The organism is Paraburkholderia sp. SIMBA_030 (genome assembly GCF_046535245.1).
Lineage (GTDB): Bacteria > Pseudomonadota > Gammaproteobacteria > Burkholderiales > Burkholderiaceae > Paraburkholderia.
The window spans coordinates 107,739-130,070 of sequence record NZ_JAWRXB010000022.1; the positions used below are offsets into that span (position 1 = coordinate 107,739).

General features: G+C 61.7%; 22 protein-coding genes, 1 tRNA gene and 1 pseudogene. 8 read left to right on the forward strand and 16 right to left on the reverse strand.

Translation table 11 applies throughout. The annotated features are described in order from the left end of the window. The first annotated feature begins 18 nt into the window (after window positions 1–18). Window positions 19–1,800 carry an N-acetylglucosamine-specific PTS transporter subunit IIBC gene (gene nagE / locus SB772_RS31465; RefSeq protein ID WP_410837052.1) on the forward strand — a complete coding sequence of 594 codons (1,782 nt, stop codon included), beginning with the start codon at window positions 19–21 and terminating at the stop codon, window positions 1,798–1,800. Between the two features lie 117 nt (window positions 1,801–1,917). Here the strand turns inward: nagE and cydX are convergent, their stop codons facing one another. From cydX to rpoH, 5 genes are all read right to left on the reverse strand, one after another. Further along, entirely contained in the window at window positions 1,918–2,034 is a 117-nt protein-coding gene (gene cydX / locus SB772_RS31470; RefSeq protein WP_410837053.1) for a cytochrome bd-I oxidase subunit CydX, read from the reverse strand. Between the two features lie 28 nt (window positions 2,035–2,062). After that, window positions 2,063–3,199, reverse strand: a complete 1,137-nt coding sequence (gene cydB / locus SB772_RS31475; RefSeq protein ID WP_410837054.1) for a cytochrome d ubiquinol oxidase subunit II — start codon at window positions 3,197–3,199, stop codon at window positions 2,063–2,065. Between the two features lie 37 nt (window positions 3,200–3,236). Continuing rightward, window positions 3,237–4,829 carry a cytochrome ubiquinol oxidase subunit I gene (locus SB772_RS31480; RefSeq protein ID WP_410837055.1) on the reverse strand — a complete coding sequence of 531 codons (1,593 nt, stop codon included), beginning with the start codon at window positions 4,827–4,829 and terminating at the stop codon, window positions 3,237–3,239. Then, window positions 4,819–5,079, reverse strand: coding sequence for a cytochrome oxidase putative small subunit CydP (cydP, locus tag SB772_RS31485; RefSeq protein WP_410837056.1), 261 nt, complete (start codon window positions 5,077–5,079; stop codon window positions 4,819–4,821). Before cydP ends, SB772_RS31480 begins: the two co-directional genes overlap by 11 nt. A gap of 359 nt (window positions 5,080–5,438) precedes the next feature. After that, complete coding sequence (gene rpoH / locus SB772_RS31490) at window positions 5,439–6,374, reverse strand: RNA polymerase sigma factor RpoH (protein ID WP_410837057.1); 936 nt, start codon at window positions 6,372–6,374, stop codon at window positions 5,439–5,441. Between the two features lie 363 nt (window positions 6,375–6,737). On the opposite strand from rpoH, the gene SB772_RS31495 reads away from it, so the two are divergent. Both SB772_RS31495 and SB772_RS31500 read left to right on the forward strand, forming a co-directional pair. Continuing rightward, the gene (locus tag SB772_RS31495; protein WP_410837058.1) at window positions 6,738–7,301 is read left to right on the forward strand and encodes an acyloxyacyl hydrolase; all 564 of its coding nucleotides are present in this window, start codon (window positions 6,738–6,740) and stop codon (window positions 7,299–7,301) included. A gap of 43 nt (window positions 7,302–7,344) precedes the next feature. Beyond that, window positions 7,345–7,728, forward strand: a complete 384-nt coding sequence (locus SB772_RS31500) for a nuclear transport factor 2 family protein (RefSeq protein ID WP_410837059.1) — start codon at window positions 7,345–7,347, stop codon at window positions 7,726–7,728. 219 nt (window positions 7,729–7,947) lie between these two features. On the opposite strand, the pseudogene SB772_RS31505 reads toward SB772_RS31500, so the two are convergent. Further along, window positions 7,948–8,928, reverse strand: a pseudogene (locus SB772_RS31505) (2-isopropylmalate synthase); the annotation flags it as partial. A gap of 512 nt (window positions 8,929–9,440) precedes the next feature. Beyond that, window positions 9,441–10,412, reverse strand: coding sequence for a DNA-binding protein YbiB (ybiB, locus tag SB772_RS31510; RefSeq protein WP_410837060.1), 972 nt, complete (start codon window positions 10,410–10,412; stop codon window positions 9,441–9,443). Window positions 10,413–10,631: 219 nt separating this feature from the next. On the opposite strand from ybiB, the gene SB772_RS31515 reads away from it, so the two are divergent. Together SB772_RS31515 and maiA are read left to right on the forward strand one after the other, a co-directional pair. Next, window positions 10,632–11,330 carry a fumarylacetoacetate hydrolase family protein gene (locus tag SB772_RS31515; RefSeq protein WP_410837061.1) on the forward strand — a complete coding sequence of 233 codons (699 nt, stop codon included), beginning with the start codon at window positions 10,632–10,634 and terminating at the stop codon, window positions 11,328–11,330. 24 nt (window positions 11,331–11,354) lie between these two features. Further along, window positions 11,355–11,999 (forward strand): maleylacetoacetate isomerase, encoded by a 645-nt coding sequence (gene maiA, locus SB772_RS31520; protein WP_410837062.1) that lies wholly within the window; start codon window positions 11,355–11,357, stop codon window positions 11,997–11,999. Window positions 12,000–12,067: 68 nt separating this feature from the next. Here maiA and ftsY read toward each other — a convergent pair whose 3' ends face one another. Then, window positions 12,068–13,192: a signal recognition particle-docking protein FtsY gene (gene ftsY, locus SB772_RS31525; protein ID WP_410837063.1), complete on the reverse strand. Its 1,125-nt coding sequence runs from the start codon at window positions 13,190–13,192 to the stop codon at window positions 12,068–12,070. A 241-nt stretch (window positions 13,193–13,433) separates the two neighbouring features. Between ftsY and rsmD the strand changes: the two genes are divergently transcribed. The 3 genes from rsmD to SB772_RS31540 all read left to right on the forward strand — a co-directional run bounded on the left by rsmD (window position 13,434) and on the right by SB772_RS31540 (window position 14,997). Then, window positions 13,434–14,048: a 16S rRNA (guanine(966)-N(2))-methyltransferase RsmD gene (rsmD, locus tag SB772_RS31530; RefSeq protein ID WP_410837064.1), complete on the forward strand. Its 615-nt coding sequence runs from the start codon at window positions 13,434–13,436 to the stop codon at window positions 14,046–14,048. 112 nt (window positions 14,049–14,160) lie between these two features. Then, window positions 14,161–14,676, forward strand: coding sequence for a pantetheine-phosphate adenylyltransferase (gene coaD, locus SB772_RS31535; protein ID WP_341313312.1), 516 nt, complete (start codon window positions 14,161–14,163; stop codon window positions 14,674–14,676). Between the two features lie 63 nt (window positions 14,677–14,739). After that, the gene (locus SB772_RS31540; RefSeq protein ID WP_341313311.1) at window positions 14,740–14,997 is read left to right on the forward strand and encodes a YfhL family 4Fe-4S dicluster ferredoxin; all 258 of its coding nucleotides are present in this window, start codon (window positions 14,740–14,742) and stop codon (window positions 14,995–14,997) included. 76 nt (window positions 14,998–15,073) lie between these two features. Here SB772_RS31540 and hisC read toward each other — a convergent pair whose 3' ends face one another. The 8 genes from hisC to SB772_RS31580 form a co-directional block, all read right to left on the reverse strand. Further along, window positions 15,074–16,153, reverse strand: coding sequence for a histidinol-phosphate transaminase (hisC, locus tag SB772_RS31545; protein WP_410837065.1), 1,080 nt, complete (start codon window positions 16,151–16,153; stop codon window positions 15,074–15,076). Between the two features lie 65 nt (window positions 16,154–16,218). Beyond that, window positions 16,219–16,821 (reverse strand): aminoacyl-tRNA hydrolase, encoded by a 603-nt coding sequence (gene pth / locus SB772_RS31550; protein WP_410837066.1) that lies wholly within the window; start codon window positions 16,819–16,821, stop codon window positions 16,219–16,221. Window positions 16,822–16,964: 143 nt separating this feature from the next. Next, window positions 16,965–17,585, reverse strand: a complete 621-nt coding sequence (locus SB772_RS31555; protein ID WP_410837067.1) for a 50S ribosomal protein L25/general stress protein Ctc — start codon at window positions 17,583–17,585, stop codon at window positions 16,965–16,967. Between the two features lie 161 nt (window positions 17,586–17,746). Next, window positions 17,747–18,703 (reverse strand): ribose-phosphate pyrophosphokinase, encoded by a 957-nt coding sequence (locus SB772_RS31560; protein ID WP_410837068.1) that lies wholly within the window; start codon window positions 18,701–18,703, stop codon window positions 17,747–17,749. 46 nt (window positions 18,704–18,749) lie between these two features. Then, window positions 18,750–18,826: transfer RNA gene (locus SB772_RS31565), tRNA-Gln, on the reverse strand. Between the two features lie 52 nt (window positions 18,827–18,878). Continuing rightward, complete coding sequence (gene ispE / locus SB772_RS31570) at window positions 18,879–19,760, reverse strand: 4-(cytidine 5'-diphospho)-2-C-methyl-D-erythritol kinase (RefSeq protein ID WP_410837069.1); 882 nt, start codon at window positions 19,758–19,760, stop codon at window positions 18,879–18,881. Window positions 19,761–19,813: 53 nt separating this feature from the next. Continuing rightward, complete coding sequence (gene lolB, locus SB772_RS31575) at window positions 19,814–20,446, reverse strand: lipoprotein insertase outer membrane protein LolB (protein WP_410837070.1); 633 nt, start codon at window positions 20,444–20,446, stop codon at window positions 19,814–19,816. Then, complete coding sequence (locus SB772_RS31580; RefSeq protein WP_410837071.1) at window positions 20,446–22,287, reverse strand: tetratricopeptide repeat protein; 1,842 nt, start codon at window positions 22,285–22,287, stop codon at window positions 20,446–20,448. The genes lolB and SB772_RS31580 overlap by 1 nt, the downstream gene beginning before the upstream one ends. Window positions 22,288–22,332 lie beyond the last annotated feature (45 nt).

Here is a 22,332-nt window from a genome sequence, read left to right on the forward strand (position 1 = left end):
AAAGGATTGGAGGTATCAATGGATGGGAATCCGTTTCTGAAGATTCAGCGCCTGGGACGCGCGCTGATGCTGCCGATCGCGGTGCTGCCGGTTGCCGGCCTGCTACTGCGGCTGGGCCAACCCGATGTGTTCAACATCAAGATGATCGCCGACGCCGGCGGCGCGATTTTCGACAACCTGCCGCTCCTGTTCGCGATCGGCGTGGCGGTCGGTTTCGCGAAAGACAACAACGGCGTGGCGGCGCTCGCGGGCGCGATCGGTTACCTGATCGAAATCGCGGTGATGAAGGACATCAACGACAAGCTCAACATGGGCGTGTTGTCCGGGATCGTGGCAGGTATCGTCGCGGGCTTGCTGTACAACAGGTACAAGGACATCAAGCTGCCCGACTACCTCGCGTTCTTCGGAGGGAAACGCTTCGTGCCGATTGTCACGGGCGTCGCGTGTCTCGCGATAGGCATCGTGCTCGGCTATGTCTGGCAGCCTGTGCAGGCCGCCATCGACCTCGCCGGACACTGGCTGACGACCGCAGGCGCGATCGGCGCATTCGTGTTCGGCGTGCTGAACCGCTTGCTGCTCGTGACGGGGCTGCATCACATCCTGAACTCGCTGACGTGGTTCGTGTTCGGCACCTTCACGCCGCCGGGCGGCGCCGCCGTGACGGGCGACCTGCATCGTTTCTTCGCCGGCGACCCGAGCGCGGGCACGTTCATGACGGGCTTCTTCCCGGTCATGATGTTCGGCCTGCCGGCCGCGTGTCTGGCGATGTTTCATGAAGCGCCGAAGGAACGCCGCGCGATCGTCGGCGGCCTGCTGTTCTCGATGGCGCTCACGTCGTTCCTGACGGGCGTGACCGAGCCGATCGAATTCAGCTTCATGTTCCTCGCACCGGTGCTGTACGTGATTCATGCGTTGCTGACCGGCCTGTCGCTCGCGATCTGCTCGGCGCTCGGGATTCACCTCGGCTTCACGTTCTCCGCAGGCGCGATCGATTACGTGCTGAACTACGGCCTGTCGACCAAGGGCTGGTGGGCGATTCCGATCGGCCTCGCGTATGCGGTGGCGTACTACGGTCTGTTCCGCTTCTTCATTCGCAAGTTCAACATGGCGACGCCGGGCCGCGAACCTGCCGGCGCCGATGAACAGGTCGAATCGTTCGCGACCGGCGGTTACGTCTCGCCGGCTGCCGGCGCGGCCGTGCCGCGTGCACAGCGTTATATCGCTGCGCTGGGCGGCGCAGCGAATCTGTCGCTGGTGGATGCCTGCACGACGCGTCTGCGGCTGTCCGTGGTCGATTCCAGCAAGGTCTCGGAAAGCGACCTGAAGACGATCGGCGCGCGTGGTGTGCTCAAGCGCGGCGCGACCAACGTGCAGGTGATCATCGGGCCGGAAGCGGACATCATCGCCGATGAGATTCGTACGGTGATCGCGCAAGGTGGCGGTGATGCCGTGAAGCCGGCTGCTGCTGCCGCATCTGCTGCACCGGCTGCCTCCGCCGCGCCGGTGGTGGCGGCGACGGGTGCTCAAGGCGGTCCGCTCGACCCCGATCCGTTGCGTTGGCTCGCTGTGTTCGGCGGTGCGGGCAACGTGGTGTCGCTGGACGCCGTGGCGGCGACGCGTCTGCGTGTGGAGGTGCGCGATCCGTCGGCGGTCGATCGTCAGCGTCTGGCTGCGCTCGATACCGCATGGGTCTCGGCCGATACGTTCCACATCGTGGTCGGCGACGCCGCATCGCGTTACGCCGAACTGTTGGCGACGCGTCTACCGGCGGTGGGCGGTGCGGCGCCTTTGCCGGCGTGATGCCGTGCTAAGGGAGCGTCCTGCGGCACTTTCCTTCCGGTAACGCTGCAATAAAAAAGCGGCACCTTGAATCAAGGTGCCGCTTTTGCGTTTACCGATGCCCGTATTGCCGGGATATCAGTGCGTCTTGTGCTTTGCCGTTTTCAAAGGCCGGCGCGATTCGAGCCACATCACGTTGATGACACCGAACGCGAGCGCCACCCCAATACCGAGAATCCAGCTGAAATACCACATCGCAAACTCCTGTTAATCGTAACCTTGATCAATACAACGAATGTTTATTCTCTTCGAGTGCCGCAGCGGTCACCTTGCCGCGCATCACGCGATATACCCAGCCCGTATAGAGCAGCACGAGCGGCAGGAAAACGACCACAGCAATCAGCATGATCTGCAGCGTCATGCGGCTCGAGGTCGAATCCCATACCGTCAGACTGCTGCGGCCGTCGAGCGACGAGGGCATGATGAATGGGAACATCGAGAAGCCGGCCGTCAGAATCACGCCGATAATCATCAGCGAGGTCGACAGGAAGGCGCTCTTTTCGAAGCGTGAGCGCGCCAGCAGCAACGCCAGCATACCGCCGACCACACCTGCCACCGGCGCGATCACCATCCACGGATAAGTCGCGTAGTTGGTGAGCCACAATCCCGGTGCGCCGAGCACGTTTTTCAGTAGCGGATTGGCGACCGTATCGAACGGCGCCGCGTCGACGATCTGATAGCCGCCGACCATCGTCGCGATGAGTGCGCCGGCGATCAGGAACAACACCACGCCGACGAGTGAGGCAATGCGTAGCGCGATCGACGCGCGTTGCGCGACGATGCCGTCCGCCTTCATCTTCACGAACGCTGCGCCGTGCGCGGCCAGCATCGACACGCTGACGAGCCCGCACAACACCGCAAACGGGTTGAGCAGCGCGAAGAAACTGCCGTGATACGTGACACGCAGATCGGTGTCGAACGAGAACGGCACGCCTTGCAGCAGGTTGCCGAACGCGACGCCGAACACCAGCGCCGGCACGAAACCGCCGACGAACAACGCCCAGTCCCACGCGCTGCGCCAGCGCGGGTCTTCGCGTTTGCTGCGGTAGTCGAAACCGACCGGCCGGAAGAACAGCGAGAACAGCACCAGCAGCATCGCGAAGTAAAAGCCGGAGAACGACGCCGCATACACTAGCGGCCACGCGGCGAACATCGCGCCGCCCGCCGTGATGAACCACACCTGATTGCCTTCCCATGTCGCGCCGACCGTATTCACGACGATGCGCCGCTCGGCGTCGGTCTTGCCGATGAACGGCAGCAGAATCGCCGCGCCCATGTCGAAGCCATCGGTGAGCGCGAAGCCGATCAGCAGTACGCCGATCAGCACCCACCAGATCAGTTTGAGGGTTGCGTAATCCATGATGATGATTTTTCCCTTAAAACGGCGTGACGGCGAATCATGCGGCCGTGTTGGTCGGCAGCGGCTGATTCAGCGGCTGTTGTTCGTGGTGATAGCGCCCGGTATGCAGCGACGAAGGTCCGAGCCGCGCGTACTTGAACATCAGCATGATTTCGATGATGAACAGCACCGTGTAGAACACCACGAAGCCGGCGATACTCAGGTACAGGTCGGTCGGCGTCAGGCTCGACGCGGATAGTGCAGTTGGCAGAATGCCGGCGATGGTCCACGGTTGACGGCCCAGTTCCGCGACGATCCAGCCGAATTCAGCGGCGAGCCACGGCAGCGGAATCGCCCATACGGCCCAGCGCAGGAACCAGCGGCGCTTGTCCAGCAGCAGCGAGCGTTGCGCGCAGAACCAGAACGCCAGCACGAAGGTCGCGAGGAACAGAATGCCGAGGCCGACCATCAGGCGGAACGAGAAGAACACGGGCGCCACCGGCGGGATCGTCTTCTTGGCGGCCTGGACAATCTGATCCGGCGTTGCATCGGTGACGTTCGCGGTGAACTGCTTGAGCATCAGGCCGTAGCCGAGGTCTTTCTTGTGCGCGTCGAAGGCGGCTTTGGCATCGTCGGTTGCGTCGCCTTGCTTCAGTTTTTGCAGCGCGGCGTAGGCCAGCATGCCGTTCTTGATGCGCACTTCGTTCTGCGCCATCAGGTCTTTCAGGCCGACCACCGGTTCGTCGATCGAGCGTGTTGCGATGAGGCCGAGCGCATACGGAATCCGGATTGCGTAGTCGGTGCGTTCTTCCTTCTGATTCGGAATGCCGAAGATCGTGAATGGTGCGGGGGCGGGCGCCGTCTCCCATTCGGATTCGATCGCGGCCAGCTTCACCTGCTGAACTTCGCCGGTTCGGTAGCCGGATTCGTCGCCGAGCACGATCACGCACAGCGTCGACGCGAGGCCGAAACCCGCGGCGATCGCAAACGAGCGCAACGCGAATTCGGTATCGCGGCGCTTGAGCAGATACCACGACGATACGCCGAGCACGAACATCGACGCCGTCACATAACCGGCCGATACGGTGTGCACGAACTTGACCTGCGCGACCGGGTTGAACAGCACCGAGAAGATGCTGTCGAGTTCCATGCGCATCGTCTGATAGTTGAATTCGGCGCCGACCGGATTGTTCATCCAGCCGTTGGCCACCAGAATCCACAGCGCGGACAGGTTCGAGCCGAGTGCGACGAGGAATGTGACGATCACGTGCTGCACTTTCGAGAGCCGCTTCCAGCCGAAAAAGAACAGTCCGACGAACGTCGACTCGAGGAAGAACGCCATCAGGCCTTCGACAGCCAGCGGCACGCCGAAAATATCGCCGACGTAGTGCGAGTAGTACGACCAGTTGGTGCCGAACTGGAATTCGAGCGTCAGGCCCGTGGTGACGCCCATCGCAAAGTTGATGCCGAACAGTTTCCCCCAGAATTGGGTCATGTCCTTGTAGATTTGCTTGCCGGTCATCACGTAGACCGATTCCATGATCACCAGCAACCAGGACAGGCCGAGCGTGAGCGGCACGAACAGAAAGTGATAAAGCGCCGTGATGGCGAACTGGAGGCGCGACAGTTCTACGACTTCGCTAACGGGCATGTTGTTCACCTTGGGACGGATGCGAGGCAGGCACCGCAAGCAGCGCCTGCGCGACTTGCTCAGGCGGCAGCGACATATGCTCCGCCTGCGGATGATTGAAGAACGTATATTTGAGCGCCATCAGCAATGCGAATTTGATGGCGAGGACGATAGCGATATCCCGCGCCAGCGTCGGACCGCGCACCCAGCCGGCGAGCCGCTTGCGCAGGCTCGGACGGGGGGTGTTATTGCGATTGAGGGCTATGGTCATGATCGGTCGAAAGCGACTTCACGCCGGTGATTCCGGCTGGAACCAGGCCGCTTCCGCGGTCTGGCGAGTGCAACCCGATTCTAGGAGCAGTGACCGTGCACGCGTGAGTCAGCACTGCGGCATTGGGTCGCGAGCATCACCCCATTGAGGCAGTATTGCTATGAGCTTTGTGATACGTCAAGAAAAGCACGCTTGGTGGGCGTGTTCGTTGTGAGTTTGCGCGTGAGTTCGCACGTGAGTTCGCGCGTGGACGAACGCGCCGGCGCGCGGGCAGAAAAAAGCCCTGCCGTCTTGCGAGGGCAGGGCTTTGCGACCAAACATCGCGCCGGGCAAACCGGCGCTCTGAATGTTCTTATGTGTTACGAATATTCGGCCAGTGCACCGCGCATCTTCTTCATTGCGCTCGCCTCGATCTGGCGAATACGTTCCGCCGACACGCCAAATTCGTCTGCCAGTTCGTGCAGCGTCGAGCCACCCGAGCCGTCGTCTTCCACATGCAGCCAGCGTGCCTCGATGATGCGGCGGCTACGGGCGTCCAGCGATTCCAGCGCGCTGGCGATGCCGTCGCTTTGCAGCTTGTCGCGCTGACGCGAAGCCAGCACGGCGGTCGGCTCGCTATGCGAGTCGGCCAGATAGGCGATCGGCGCGTACGACTCTTCACCGTCTTCGACCTGTCCTTCCAGCGCGATATCGCCGCCGGACAGCCGCGTTTCCATCTCGGCGACTTCTTCGCGCTTCACGTTCAGTTCTTTGGCGAGACCTTCGATCTCGTCCGGCGTGAACGCGCCCAAGCCCTGCTTGTGGCTGCGCAGGTTGAAGAACAGCTTGCGCTGCGCTTTGGTGGTGGCGACCTTCACCATGCGCCAGTTGCGCAGAATGTATTCGTGGATCTCGGCCTTGATCCAGTGCATCGCGTACGACACGAGGCGCACGTTCTGCTCCGGGTCGAAGCGCTTCACGGCCTTCATCAGGCCGATATTGCCTTCCTGGATCAGGTCGGCATGCGGCAGGCCATACCCGAGATAGTTGCGCGCGATCGACACGACCAGCCGCAGATGCGACAGGACGAGACGGCGCGCGGACTCGAGATTGTCCTGCTCGCGAAATTCGGTGGCGAACTGGCGTTCTTCCGCCGGCGTCAGCATCGGAATCCGATTTACGGCCTGGATGTAGGCGTCGATATTGCCCAGTTGACCGGGCAGCAGCGAGGAATGCGAGAGCGCCAGTGCACCTGCCGAAGCGGCCTTAGCCGACAACGGGCTCAGAGTATTCGGAAGGGTCATTGCATGGCTCACGTAGAAACTCCTTTGGAATCAGACAAAAGCGTGGTCAGGGATCGACTCCAGCGTTGGATGTTAGCACTCTGAATTCCCGAGTGCTAATACTTAGAGGGCGTAGGGTCATCCAGGTTCCGTATTTTGCTATTGAAGTTTGGAATTCAATAGTCGCGATACGCTTCCGTCTCCGATTGTGTGCAAGCCGTAGAATTTACCTAGCAAGTCGTCTTCATGCTTATAAATGACCGATTTTTTCTCGAATCGAAGTGACTAATTGCAAAAATTTAGGTTTATTCATACGAATTGCTAGATCCGATTTATATTTAGAATAGGCAAAACTGCAAAACATCATCAACGTTCGACCATAGCTTTGGGTGTTCGATGAAAAACAAGAAAAATGCTTTGCGTGGTCTGGTTCTAAAAGTCGCTTCTGCGGCTGCGTTGTTTGGGATGTCGGGATTGGCCGCCGCCGACCAGTTCGGTGTGCAAGTTACCGCGGGCGTGGCAGATAAGCACGTCAAAAAGTTGGATCTCGGCTTCGTCTGGGACCCGAATCTGACGTGGTGGCAGATCGGCGACTGGCACTTCTCGCTGATCGGCGAGGCGCACCTGGCCTGGTGGCATACGAACGAAGGGGACGTCCACAGCGACATCGGCGAAATCGGCGTGAGTCCGATCATACGTTTCATCAAGGGTTCAGGCTCGATCCGCCCTTATATCGAAGTAGGTACCGGCATCCGGTTGCTGTCGAGCCCCAGAACTTCTACATCGTTCAGCCTTGGGACGGCCTTCCAGTTCGCCAACATGGCGGGCGTCGGCGTGCAATTCGGCAGTCACCAGCAGTATCAGGCGGGCTACCGGTTCCAGCATATTTCCAATGGCGGTATCAAAGAGCCGAATCCTGGTATAAATTTCAGCCAGCTATATTTGCAATATAACTTCTGACGACCGTGGCCACGTCCGGCGCGTCGGTGCGAGGGGCTGAGCAATGGCGGCAAAAATGATCGAAGCGATTCGCGGGCTCGAGCGCGAGCGCTTTCGCGCGATGGTCGACGGCGACGGGCCGTTGCTCGATACGCTGCTCGCGGAGAACGTGAGCTATGTCCACACGAACGGCAAGCGCGAAACGAAGCGGCAGTTCATCGACGGCATTACAGCAGGGCGCCGCCGCTATCGGCAGATCGAGGTGCAGTCGCAAGAGGTGCTGCCGGTCGGGCGAGAGACCTGCGTCGTCACCGGGCGGGCGCTGATCGAGATGGAAGCGAATAACGGGGCGTTGCTGTTTCCGATTGCGTACACGGCGATTCATACGCAGGAAGATGGGCAATGGCGCCTGATTGCCTGGCAGGCGACGCGTTGCGCGATCGAGTGAGCCGTCGGGCGAGCCTCGTGAGCTCGCCGCGTTTCGCCGGTTGCGCCTGGTGAGCGGCCGGCAACGAGGCGCGGGTGGGGTGTGCCGCGCCTGGCGCAACGTGAGGCCGTGTCAGGCCGCCACGCAGTGGTCCACTTCCGTCGATAACGCGTGATCCGGGTCCACCGAATCGGGCACGGCCGGCGTGCCTTCCACCATGACAGCTTTCCCTGACTGAACGCCGGCATACGGATGGCGTGGATGCACCGGAATCTGGTTGCAGCGCTCGACCATGCGTCGCAGTGCATCGATATCGGTGAAATCGAGGCCCGGGTCGATGCCTTGCGTATAGAGGTTCATCGCGAGCGTTACGAGATCCACGTTGCCGGTGCGCTCGCCGTTGCCGAACAAACACCCTTCGATGCGGTCCGCACCCGCCAGCAGCGCGAGTTCCGCCGCGGCCACCGCGGTGCCCCGATCGTTATGCGGATGCACCGACAGTACGATGCTGTCGCGGTAGCCGAGGTTGCGGTCCATCCATTCGATCTGATCGGCGAACACGTTCGGCGTCGCGGCTTCGACGCTCGCGGGCAGGTTGACGATCATCTTGTGATCGCGCGTGGGCCGCCACGTCTGCGCCACCGCATCGCACACTTCGCGCGCGAAGGGGAGCTCGGCCATGTTGAAGGTTTCCGGCGAATACTGGAACGTCCAGCGCGTGGCGGGCCGCGCCTGCGCATGCTCTTTGATGACGCGCGTGGCTTCGACGGCCAGCGCCTTGATTTCATCCTTCGACTGGTTGAAGACGATCTTGCGAAACGACGGACAGATTGCGTTGTACAGATGCACGATCGCGCGTGGTGCGCCTTCGAGCGATTCGAATGTCCGCGCGATCAACCCGGCGCGCGCCGGCACGAATACTTCGATGGTCACATCGTCGGGAATGCGCTGTTCGTCGATCAGCGTGCGCACGAAATCGAAGTCGGTTTGCGAGGCCGACGGAAAGCCGACCTCGATTTCCTTGAAGCCGATCGCCACCAGCATGTCGAAGAATTCGAGCTTTTGCGCGGCGTTCATCGGTTCGATCAGCGCTTGATTGCCATCGCGCAGATCGGTGCTCATCCAGATCGGCGCCTGGTTGATCGTGCGGCCAGGCCATTTTCGGCCGGTCAGGCGCACGGCGGGAAAGGGACGGTATTTTTCAGCGGGATTGTGCAACATGATGAGCCTCGTTCGTTTTGCCGTATGCGAAAGGATGTGGCGTCGAGCGGCTGGCGGGCTGCCACAGGTGCACGGGCCGCCAGCCGATCGCTAGCGGCAACAACGAACGGGCGCGAACGAAAAACGTCATGGCGACGACGAAAACGGACGTGGATGATGCCCATGCGGTATGCATTTGACCCTCGCGATTCGTCCGAACGGTAAACGGACGAATGCAAACGACTACTGGTTGTGAAGAACTACGGTCGGGGGTGAAACGGTAACGGCGAGGAACTGCCTTGAAGACCGCGCTTTGAGCAACCTGAGCTGCCAACGCGCGGCGCTATGCCTGACTTACGCTAGACGTAGCGATAGGGGCCGCGCCAGGCGGCCGGAGGTAATTCGGAGGGTGTTCGGAAGGGAACGCATGGGTCGAATGTATGACAGCGGGCAGCACCGTGTCAACCGGCGGTCTTTATGTTTTCCGCAGCGAGAGCCGCTGTAAAGACCACGTCGTGGTCGCGCAACGCCTGTCACACAGGCGTTTTCGCGACGTCCACGATCAGTTCGACTTGCCGCGAAATTGCGCTCGGCACCGGCGCTTCACCACGCAGCACGGCGTCGATCCATGCGGCCGTGGTCGGAGCGTCGCGCGCTTCAGGCAACTCGACTTCAGGCGCATCGGGCGACGAACGCTCGTGCGGCACGCGCGTTTCGCAGATGCCATCGTGCAGCCAGTCGACCTGCACCTGACGCCGCGTGTCGGCTACCGCTTCGCCTTCGGTGCCGCGCGCAAGCAGGGCGCCGCCTGCCGCGGCGTCCGGATGCGTGCTGAACAGTTGCGTCAGACTGTCTCGATACGGCGGATGCGTGTAGTTCACGAGCCGCAGGCCGGCGGGCGCGAACGGCTGCAAGATCTTTACGAGCGTATGCGTCGAATTGCGCACGCCCATCCGGCGACGCAAAGCAAGGAGCCGCGCGAGCTTGGGCGCGAGCACGCCGATCGGCGCGAACGCGAGACGCCGCTCCGCGAGACCATCTTCGATATCCGCGTGGTTTTGCGCGTGCGGAATGTGCAGATGCGTGAAGATCTCAGCGCTCGTCACGCGGCCAGGATCTTCGGTGACGCCGTGCACCAGCACCGGCACGCCTTCGCGCGCCAGCAGCAACGCCAGCAGCGGGACGAGATTCGGCTGTTTGCGCGCGCCGTTGTAAGTCGGGATCGAAACGGGCCGGAACGCGCCGTGCGGCAACTGAATCGGTTCGAACGATGCGTGCGCGCCGGCCAGCATCGCGGCGAGTTCGTCGGCTGTTTCGCCCTTCACGCGATAGGCGAGCAGCACCGCGCCGAGTTCGAGGTCGGACACGCGGCCGTCGAGCATTGCGCCATAGAGCGAGCGGGTATCGTCGGCGCTCAGTGCGCGGGCGCCGTTCGGGCCGCGGCCGATTTCCTTGATGAAGCGGGCGCAGGGGAAGGGGATGGCGGTATCGACGGAGTCAGTCATCGGGCTCAGTGGGACGTGGGGGGGCGTGCCGCGTTAGAGCGGTCGGCCACCGTATTCAAAGGACACTATTCACTGTGAGTATCGCATCTATGACGATCTCGCGAGACGATGCGCCTGCGTTGCCGGTCGTGCGTCTCGACGCGCGCCGGGCTTGCCGGCGCGTTAAACTCAATGCCTTATCGCCGCGCTGGCGGCACAATTCAAAAGACGGAGAACGGGATGAGTTACGTATTTGCACCCGCACCGGCGGTCGCGGTGCCGGTCGTGGGGTCCAGCGAGCAGTTCGCGGTACGTCGCATCTACTGTGTGGGCCGCAACTACGAGGCGCACGCGCGTGAGATGGGACATGACCCCGACCGCGAACCGCCGTTCTTCTTCACCAAGCCGGCCGATGCCGTGCTGTACGTGGCGCCTGGCGCGACCGGCGAATTCCCCTATCCGTCGCAATCGAAGAACGTGCACTTCGAGATGGAACTGGTGGCGGCGATCGGCCAGGGCGGCAAGAACATTCCCGTCGAAAGCGCGCTCGACCACGTCTATGGCTATGCACTGGGGCTCGACATGACGCGCCGCGATTTGCAGGCCGAGGCGAAGAAGCTGGGTCGTCCGTGGGATACCGCAAAGGGCTTCGATCATTCGGCGCCGATCGGTCCGATTCATCCGGCGGCCGCAGTCGGGCATGTCGACAAGGGCGCGATCTGGTTGTCGGTGAATGGCGAGAAAAAACAAAGCTCGGACGTGTCGCAGTTGATCTGGTCGGTGGGCGAGACGATCGCGTATCTGTCGACGTTGTTTGAACTGCAACCGGGCGATCTGATTTTCACCGGCACGCCGGAAGGCGTCGGCGCGGTGGTGCAGGGCGACCTGATGAAGGGTGGCGTGGACGGAATTGGCGAGTTCAGCGTACGCGTGGTCTGAATACGAGCGGAGGAGACACACAACATGAAGCTTTACAGCTATTTCCGTAGCTCGGCGTCCTATCGCGTGCGTATCGCGCTGAACGTGAAGAGCCTGTCGTACGACTACGTGCCCGTGCACCTCGTGCGCGACGGCGGCGAGCAGTTGAAGCCCGAGTATCGCAAGGTGAATGTGGACGGTATCGTGCCGACGTTCGTCGACGGCAACGAAGTGATGCCGCAGTCGCTCGCGATCATCGAATATCTGGAGGAAACGCATCCCGAGCCGCCGCTGCTGCCGGCGGCGCCGGCCGACCGTGCGTATGTGCGTTCGGTGGCGTTGCAGGTCGCGTGCGAGATTCATCCGCTGAACAACCTGCGCGTGCTGAAGTACCTGAAGCACACGTTGTGCCTTGACGACGACGCGAAGGACGCGTGGTACCGGCATTGGGTCGAGGCGGGTTTTACGACGCTCGATGCGCATCTGGCGGGCGATTCGCGCACCGGCAAACTGTGCTTCGGCGATCAGCCGACGTTGGCCGACGCCTGCCTGATCCCGCAGGTGTTCAACGCGCAGCGCTTCAAGGTCGACACTGCGCGGTTCCCGACGATTCAGCGCATCTACGATCACGCGATGCAACTCGATGCGTTCGCGCGTGCGGCGCCTGGTGCGCAGCCGGACGCGGAATAAGGTTGTGTTGCCTGAATGAATAAAGGGCGCTCCGCGGAGCGCCCTTCTGGTGTGTGCCGCCCGGTTGCTCAACCGCCCAGCAACGCGTCCGAAAACTCTTCCGCGCTAAACGGCTGCAAATCCTCGACCTTTTCGCCGACGCCGATGAAGTACACCGGAATCGGACGCTGCCGCGCGATCGCCGCAAGAATGCCGCCTTTGGCCGTGCCGTCGAGCTTGGTCACGATCAGGCCGGTGAGGCCGAGCGCATCGTCGAACGCTTTCACCTGGGCGAGCGCGTTCTGGCCGGTGTTCGCGTCGATCACCAGCAGCACTTCGTGCGGCGCGCCGTCTTGTGCCTTGCCGATCACGCGCTTCACCTTGCGCAGTTCTTCCATGAGATGCAGTTGGGTCGGCAGACGGCCGGCGGTGTCGGCCATCAGCACGTCGATCTTGCGCGCACGCGCGGCGCCGACCGCGTCGAAGATTACCGCGGCCGGATCGCCGCTTTCCTGCGACACCACCGTCACGTTGTTGCGCTGACCCCAGATCGCCAGTTGCTCGCGCGCGGCGGCGCGGAAGGTATCGCCCGCGGCCAGCAGTACCGATTGATCGAAGCTTTGCAGATGCTTGGCGAGTTTGCCGATGCTGGTGGTCTTGCCCGCGCCGTTCACGCCGGCGATCATCATCACGAGCGGTTGCGCGCGGCCGAGCATCAGCGAGCTTTCCAGCGGCTTGAGAAGATCGACCAGCAGCGTGCGCAGCGCCGTTTTTACCTGTTGCGGGTCGGTGAGGCGCTCGGCGCGCACTTTCTCACGCAGCGATTCAAGCAGGAATTCGGTAGCGTCGACACCCGCGTCCGACACCAGCAGCGCGGTTTCCAGTTCTTCGTACAGTTCCTCGTCGATCTTCGTGCCGACGAAAATACCGGTCAGGTTCGAACTCGTCTTCGACAGGCCGGTTTTCAGGCGCGTCAGCCAGGATCGCTTCGCACCCGCGTCCTGTACTGGCGGCGGGACGATTTCGACGATTTCCGGCGTGAACTCGTCGGGCTGCGGCTCGTTTGCCGGCGCAGTGGCTGCCGGCTGCGCTGCGGGCGCTGCTGGCGCCTCGACGACGGTCTCGGGCGCTAAGGCTTGCGGCGCCGTCTGAGATTCTTCCGGCGCGTTATCGGACTCTTTCGAACCCTTGAATCGTTTGAAAAAGCTGAACATGATCTGGCATGGTGAGAGCGCGCGCCGATGCGCGCAGCCGGCACAAAACCGGCAGGAGCGGCAGGCAGCGTTGCGATGCGGGATGCAAGGCGCTGGAAGCCGCATATTTTATCAGGCGCGCCGCTACCCGACGTATAGGCCGAACGGCCGGGCTGGACGCTGCGCGTCCCTGTGGTAACGTTGGCGCTCCGGGCCGCCCGTATCGACGTGGCGGGCGCCTTTTTTACGTAATCGAAACTGCATGCCCCGTTCCGCACCTTCACGCGCCCACGGCGCTTCATCCAAAGGCGGCAAAGCGCACGCTATCCGTATCATCGGCGGCGACTGGAAGCGCACGCCGCTGCCCGTACTCGACCTTGACGGTCTGCGGCCGACGCCCGACCGCGTGCGCGAAACGCTGTTCAACTGGCTCGGTCAACGTCTGGATGGCCAGCGCTGCCTCGATCTGTTTGCCGGCAGTGGCGCGCTGGGCTTCGAAGCGGCCTCGCGCGGCGCGGCACGGGTGTTGATGGTCGAGCGCAATGCGCGGGCCGCCAGCCAGCTGCGCGCGAACCAGGAACGCCTGTCCGCGCGCACGATCGAAATCGCGGAAGCAGACGGCTTGCGGCTTGCCGCGAGTCTCGCACCCGGGTCGTTCGACGTCGTATTTCTCGATCCGCCTTTCGGCGATGATCTGCTCGGCAAGGCGCTCAAGTTGGCCGTGCCGCTGCTAAGCGCGCATGGCTTTCTGTATGTCGAAGCGGGCGCCGCGCTCAAGCTCGATGGGAACGAGGCGCTCGCCGGGTGGGAAATCGTGCGGCAGGGCAAAGCGGGTGCTGTGCACTTTCATTTGCTGCAGCGCGAAAATGAGGAATAATGCGCGTTCCAAAACAAGCGCCGGACAGTTTGCCGTCACGCGCGCGGTCGGTGCCAAACGCGTCGCGTGGACGCTTTGACGTGCCCATTTGTCTGAAGAGAGGAGAAGTCTCATGGTAGTCGCCGTGTACCCGGGCACGTTCGACCCGCTGACGCGCGGTCACGAAGACCTCGTTCGACGCGCGTCGAGCATTTTCGACACACTGGTGGTGGGTGTTGCCGACAGCCGTAACAAAAAGCCGTTCTTCACGCTCGAAGAGCGCCTCGACATCGCCCATGAAGTGCTTGGCCACTACCCGAATGTTCAGGTGATGAGCTTCAAGGGCCTGCTGAAGGATTTCGTCCGCAGTAATAACGCACGGGTGATCGTGCGCGGCCTGCGCGCGGTGTCGGACTTCGAATACGAGTTCCAGATGGCCGGCATGAATCGTTATCTGTTGCCGGATGTCGAAACCATGTTCATGACCCCGTCCGATCAATATCAGTTCATCTCAGGCACGATCGTGCGTGAAATCGCGCAACTGGGCGGCGATGTCAGCAAATTCGTGTTCCCGTCAGTCGAAAAATGGCTGAAGGAAAAAGTTGCCGCGCTGGATCAGGATAACGGCGCTTCCGCGGCGCAGCCGTAACCGGCGTAAACTGTCGGTTCGACGGATGAAAGCCGGCTCCGGCCGGCGCGAAGTGAGAGAAGTATGGCCTTGATGATTACCGACGAGTGCATCAATTGCGACGTGTGCGAGCCCGAGTGCCCGAACGACGCAATTTCGATGGGCCCGGAAATCTACGTGATCGACCCGAAGAAATGCACCGAGTGTGTCGGCCATTTCGACGAGCCGCAATGTATTCAGGTGTGTCCGGTCGAGTGCATTCCGCGCGACCCGCAGCATCTGGAAACGCCGCAAGGGTTGATGGCGAAGTATCACGCGTTGCAGGCCGCGAAGGGCGCGTGATGAACGGCGAGGCATTAGCCTCGCCGCGATTTTTGCGTCGCACTTTGCCCTTCGCCTTTGTTTGGGCGGTGTGTCGTTACCCGACGTAAGCGCTGAAGATGTCGCGCAACGCGTTCAGCAGGATGTCGCATTCGGCGTCGGTGCCGACCGAGATCCGCAAATGCTGGTCGATTCGCGGCGCCTTGAAATGGCGCACGAAAATTTCCTTTTCCCTTAGCCGTGCCGTGAGCGTCGCTGCGTCATAGCCTTTATGGCGCGCGAACAGCAGATTCGCCGCCGACGGCACCACCTCGAAGCCCAGCGCCGTCAACCCCGCGGCCAGCCGCTCACGGCTCGTCACGACCTTGGCGCAATTGCTGCGGAACCAGACATCGTCCTCATAAGCGGCGATGGCGGCAACTTGTGCCAGCCGGTCGAGCGGATACGAGTTAAAGCTGTCCTTCACGCGGGTTAGCGCGTCGATCAACCCCGGATCGCCGAACGCGAAGCCGACACGCATCCCGGCGAGCGAACGCGACTTCGACGCCGTTTGAACCACCAGCAGATGCGGATAGCGGTCAATCAGCTTGATGGCGGATTCGGCGCCGAAATCGACATACGCCTCATCGATCACCACGACCGAATCGGTGTTTCTCGCCACCAGACGCTCTATATCGGCGAGCGGCAGCGGACGTCCCGTCGGTGCATTCGGATTCGGGAACAGCACGCCGCCGTTAGGCGCCGCGTAATCGTCGACATTGATGGCGAAGGCGTCGTCGAGCGCGACCGTCCGATAGTTGACCTCGAACAGCCGCGCGTACGTCGGATAGAAGCTGTACGTGATATCCGGAAACAGCAGCGGCTCATCGTGCTTCAGCAACGCCTGAAAGGTAAGCGCCAGCACTTCGTCCGAACCGTTGCCCGCGAACACCTGCTCCGGGCGAATACCGTGATACGCGGCGACTGTTTCGCGCAGTTTGCGCGCCGTCGGATCGGGGTAGCGCCTTAGCGACTCGCCTGCATCGCCTAGTTCCTCGCGGATCGCTTCGACCACGCGCGGCGACGGCGGGTACGGGTTCTCGTTGGTGTTCAGCTTGACCGGATGCGTGAGCGCGGGCTGCTCGCCCGGCACATACGGCGTCAGACGGTGAACGATGTCACTCCAGTAGCGGCTCAAGCGGATCTCCTGTCGGTAGCTATACGGCGATGGGCGGCAGATGCGGGTGAAGCTGGGTGAGGGCCTCAGGAATTGCGATGCAGCTGCATCATCGCGCGTTCGAGTTCGCCTTTGATTATCTGCGGCATCACGGCAAGCGCACGTTCGACCGCCGCGTCGATCAGGTCCTGTTCTTCGCGCCGCGGCGGTTTCAGCACGTAATTGGCGACATCCGGCTTCGCCCCGGCGCGCGCGCTTTCGGGAATCAGATCGCGCGGATGACCGATACCGATCCGCAGCCGCCAATACTGTTGCGTTGACAGATGGGCGGTGATGTCTTTCAGCCCATTATGACCGCCGCTGCCGCCGCCAAGCTTCAGCTTGACGCTGCCGGGCGGCATATCGAGTTCGTCGTGGGCGACCAGAATCTCGTCGGGGAGGATCTTGAAGAACTGTGCGAGCGCAACGACCGACTGACCCGAGCGGTTCATATACGTCTGCGGTTCCAGCAGATGCACTTCTTCGCCATGAAGCCGCGCTTTCGCGTAGAAACCGTGGAAGCGCCGCTCGTCGCGCAGCGTCGCGCCTGCTTCGCGCGCCAGTTGATCGACCAGCCAGAAGCCGGCATTGTGGCGCGTCGCGGTGTATTCGGCGCCCGGATTGCCGAGCCCGACGATCAGCTTGATCATGATTGCGTGGGTCCATCTGGCCCGGATGCCGAACGCAACCGAGCCGAAAAAAACCGAAAAAAAAACCCGCCGGGGCGAACCTCGGCGGGTCACATCGACCGTTTCATTGAAACGGCTCGAGAGGATTGCTCGCTCAGTGTAGCTTAAGCAGCCGGCGTTTCGCCTTCGCCTGCAGCAGCGGCGTCGCCTTCGGCGATTGCACCAGCCGGGATCGTTGCGGCAGCGATGACCGGGTTTTCAGCTTCAACGTGAGCAACCAGCGCGACGCCTGCCGGCAGGACGATGTCCTTCGCGTGCAGCGAATTACCGGCTTCGATCTTCGCGAGGTCGACTTCGAGGAATTCCGGCAGTGCCGACGGCAGGCACTCGACTTCGATTTCGTTGAGGACGTGCGAGATCACCGCGCTCGACAGCTTCACTGCCGGGTTGGTTTCCTGGTTCATGAAGTGCAGCGGCACCTTGGTGTGCAGCTTCTTCTTCGCGTCGACACGTTGGAAGTCTATGTGCAGCACGAGCTGACGGAACGGGTGGTATTGCACGTCGCGCAGCAGAACCTGCTGCGACTTGCCACCGACTTCCAGGTCGAGAATCGACGAGTGGAAAACTTCTTTCTTCAGCGCATGCCACAGCGCGTTGTGGTCCAGTTCGACCAATTGCGTTTCAGCACCAGCGCCATATACGATGCCCGGGGTCTTGCCCGAGTTACGCAGGCGGCGGCTCGCACCCGTACCTTGCAGGTTACGCTCGAAAGCGACTACTTTCATTTGAATCTCCAATGCACTGCCCGCGACCAGGCAGTAAAAACGGGGCCCGCAAGCCATGATGGCTGAGGCCCCAGAACGGCGGCACGAACCTTCGTTCGTTCATGCCGATTGTGCAAAAGCGCAGCGTGCGATAGTGCAACGCGCTGCGCCCTCGCAAATACTTAACTTTCAGCGAACAGCGACATCACCGAATCGCCGCGGCGAATCCGCGAGAACGTTTCGGCAAGCAGGCCAGCGCTGGTCAACGAACGGATCTTGGGGCACGAGCGGGCTTCGTCGCCGAGCGGGATCGTGTCCGTGACAACGAGTTCGTCGAGTGCCGAAGCTGCGATACGCTCGCCTGCACCGCCCGACAGAACCGGGTGGGTAGCGTAAGCGAACACCTGCTTCGCACCGCGTTCCTTCAAAACCTGAGCTGCCTTGCAGAGCGTGCCGGCGGTGTCGACCATGTCGTCCATGATCACGCAGGTACGGCCTTCGACTTCACCGATGATGTTCATCACTTCGGCAACGTTCGCCTTGGGGCGGCGCTTGTCGATGATCGCGAGATCGCAATTCAGTTGCTTGGCCAATGCCCGGGCACGCACCACGCCGCCGACATCCGGCGACACGACCAGCAGGTTCTCGTAGTTCTGCTTGCGCAGATCGCCGAGCAGCACGGGCGTAGCGTAGATGTTGTCGACCGGGATGTCGAAGAAGCCTTGAATCTGGTCGGCGTGCAGATCCATCGTGATGATCCGCTCGACGCCGGCGATTTCCAGCATATTCGCCACGATCTTCGCCGAGATGGCGACGCGCGCCGAACGGGGGCGTCGATCTTGACGGGCATAACCGAAGTAGGGGATGGCTGCGGTGATCCGGCCAGCGGATGCGCGCTTGAGCGCATCGACCATGATCATCAGTTCCATCAGATTGTCATTCGCCGGCGCGCACGTGGATTGCAGGACGAAGACATCCTTGCCACGCACGTTTTCCTGAATCTCGACCTGGATTTCACCGTCCGAGAAACGGCTAACCATTGCTTTGCCGAGGGGAATACCGAGGATTTTGACGACTTCCTGTGCAAGCGCGGGATTTGCGTTGCCAGTAAAAACCATCAGGCCGTCATGGCTGCTCATCGTGCACCTACTTCAGGCTGGGGGCGAGGGGAAATGCGAGAATTTTTGGCAGGGGAGAAAGGATTCGAACCTTTGCATGCCGGAATCAAAATCCGGTGCCTTAACCAGCTTGGCGACTCCCCTACACTAACTTTAAGCTCCGCCGAACGTGGAGTTTCGTTCGACGATGCAAAACTTATGACGCGAAAGCAAAGAGTGGATGCTGATCGAGGCCGGCAGTCACTGCGCTGTTCCATTCGGCTGGCAGCTTGGCTTGCGCCACTTCTGCTTCAGCTTTACTACGAAACGCTGCAAATACACTTGCACCTGATCCGGACATCCGCGCTGGCGCGATGTTTTCAAACCACCGCAGCACTTGCGCTACTTCCGCGTACTTCCCTACGACAACCTGCTGCATGTCATTCCGGCCGAAGCTTTCCGGCCATTCAGTATTACAGCTAAGTTCTGCAGGAAAGTCCGTAATTCTGAGGGGTTTTGAATCTCTTGTCAACGCTTTTTCGGAAAAAACCGCTGCAGTCGGAACATGAACCTTCGGCGTCACTACCAGGAAATGGCGCGGCGGCAATTGTACAACGTCTAATGCTTCTCCGACACCCTGTGCGAACGCATTTTTCCCAAAAATAAAAAATGGCACGTCGGCGCCGAGCTTCAGCGCCAGTTCCTGCAACGCCAGGCGCGGGAGATTGAGCTTCCACAGGCGGTTCAGTGCAAGCAGCGTGGTGGCCGCGTCGGAACTGCCGCCGCCTAAGCCCGCACCCATCGGCAGGCGCTTCTCGATTTCGATGTCGACGCCCTCCGGCGAGCCCGTATGCGCCTTCAGAAGCGTTGCCGCGCGAACGGTGAGGTCGTGCTCCGGCGGGACCTCGGCGATCTCGGTGCTGCGTGTGATGAGGCCGTCGTTGCGCCGGGTGAAATGGAGTGTGTCGCCCCAGTCGAGCAACTGGAAGACCGTTTGCAGCGTGTGATAACCGTCCGGGCGTCGGCCGGTGATGTGCAGGAAGAGGTTCAGCTTCGCTGGCGCGAGGCAATCGCGCAGCGCGTCGGTTGTTTCGATCATGAGTCTGGGCTACACGCGCCAAAGCGGCGCCAAGGTTGCGCGAACAGGCGCGGCTATTGATCCAGCACGAGCTTGATGTCGAGCGGCGGTTCCGAGCGGCTCAGGTTGACGCGTTTCACGCCGGTGGCCGGCGCGTCGGCATACGCCAGGTAATCGATCGTCCAGCCGTCCTGCGTAATCTGCTTCAGGCGCGACGGCTGTTCAGGATCCTTCTCGGTGCTCGCACGCGAAGTCGGCGCAGGCGATGGCTGCAGCCAATAGCGCAGTCCTTCGACCGGCAGCGCGAAACCGAGTGCATTTTGCATCAGCGTGGAGACGTTGTCGGCGGTGAGCGGCTGACGGTTCGGCAATTCGAGCGTGGCCGCAGCCGGCGATGAAGTCACGATCGCGAGCGTCTGGCCGAGCGGATTGCGTAACTGCAGAGTGACAGTGTCGCCGGTTTCCTGCCAGGCGAAGTTGCCGTACGCGTTGCGCTGCTGGCCGTTCTGATCGTTGTACTGGACCGAGAATCGCCCTTGATAAGAGCGGCTCGTTTGCGCAGCGACGGATGTCGCGGCATTCGACATCGACGGCCCTTGCGGCTTTACCGATGCACAACCAGCCAACACCACGACAGCCGCCGCTGCAAGTCCGAGCGCCGCGCCATGCGGCGCCCGGGAATAAGAAAACAAGCGGGAAAGACGCATCAAAGATCGTTTACCTGGAGACGTTGCAGCGTTTTAACAAGCGTGTCGTTATCCGGCTCGAGCTTGCGAGCATCGCGGAAAGCGGCGCGTGCCTGATCCTGCGCACCCGTTTTCCACAACACTTCACCGAGGTGCGCGCCGATTTCGGCATTCGGCTGGATGTCGTAGGCTTTGCGCAGCAGCTTGATCGCGTCCGACGTGTTGCCCATCCGGTATTTGACCCAGCCGACGCTGTCCATGATGAATGCGTCGTTCGGCGCCAGCGACGAAGCCTTCTCGACCAGCCTGTTCGCTTCCGACAGGCGCTGATTGCGATCGGCCAGCGAATAGCCGAGCGCGTTATACGCCTGAGGATTGTCAGGCTGTGTCTGGATCAACTTGCGCAGTTGCGCTTCCATGATGTCGTAATGGCCGTTCTTTTCGGCGGCCATGGCGTAGTCGTAGGTCAGATCGGGATCGTCCGGGAAATTCGCGGTAGCTTTTTGCAGGCTCGCTTCCGCCTCGGGGTAGCGTTTCGCGTCGAACAGAATTGCCGCATCAGTACGCGCGATCAGCGCCTGGTCACGCGGATCGGGCGCCTGCAGGCCGGCCAGCAGGTTGCGGGCGTCTTCGGTCTTACCTTGCTTGGCGAGCAATTGCGCACGCGTGATCTGGGCCGGCATGTACTGCTGGCTCGACGGGGAAATCCTGTTCAGCCAGTCGCTCGCCGCCGCTTCGTTCCTCTGTTCGAGCGACAGTTGCGCAAGGTAGATGTACGCCTGGCCCGGATCGGCGCCCGGCGTTTTGTCGGCTTGCTGCGCGTACTGGGTGAGGTACGTTTGCGCCTCGGTCAAATTCTTTTGCTGGATCTTGATCAGCGCGAGCGCCATGAGCGGCGTGAGATCCTTCGCGTTGTTCTTGTGCATGATCTCGAACTGCTTCTGCGCGTCATCCAGACGGTCGCTCGCGAGATACATCTGCGCGAGCGCGAGACGCGCGTCATGCGATTTCGGATTCTGCTGCACGTACTTTTCGAGCGACGCGATACCTTCCTTGCGCTCCTCCGGGCCCATCTGCGACAGCGTCAGCGCGGCCGGCAGATAGTCGGGCTTGAGCGTAAGCGCCTGTTCGAGCGATTTGCGCGCGCCCGGCGCGTCGTCCGAAACGAGCTGCTGACGCGCGATGGCCAGTTGAGCTTCGGGCCGGTTCATGTCGTTCTTCAGCAGATCCTGCAGCACATGCAAGCCGCCGATCCGGTTCGGACCGCGCGAGAGCAGCAATTGCAGCGCGAGGATCGCACTGCCGCGATTGTCGGCAGGGATTTTCGCCAGTTCGCTCGCGAGCAGCGGCGCGGCGTCGTCAGGTTTGCCGGACAGCACGAGTAGCGACGCATCGAGTTGCGCGGCGCGTTCCGAACTCGGCGCATACTGCTGCCACAATTGCGCGGCGGCTAAGGCATCCGACGGGCTCTGCGCGGCCAGCGCGATTTCGGTGGCGCGTTGCGCCATGCGCGGATCGTGCGTATCGCGCGCGAGCGCGAGGTAGGTCTGGTAGGCGGGCGCCGGCTGGTCGCGTTGCAACGCGACTTCGGCGGCGAGCACCTGGAATACGATCTGGCTCGACAGTGCGATGTTCGGCAAAGACTTCTGCTCTTCCGCCGACGCAGGGCCGAGCGGGTCCGGCAGGGTGACGGAGGTGTCATCCGAGTCCGGCGAGGGGGCCTGCGCGTACGCGGGCACGGCCGCCAGCGCCCAAACGGCGAGCGCGGCAGCGCCGAGCGTCCGGCGAGCGGAGACAGCGTGCGGCAAGCGCGATGCGTTTGCCGGGCGCTTCGAAAACAGCTTCACGAAGGACAAGTTCATGGAAATCCGTTCAATGTTTCGGACGATTGTAACGCGCTCGCTACA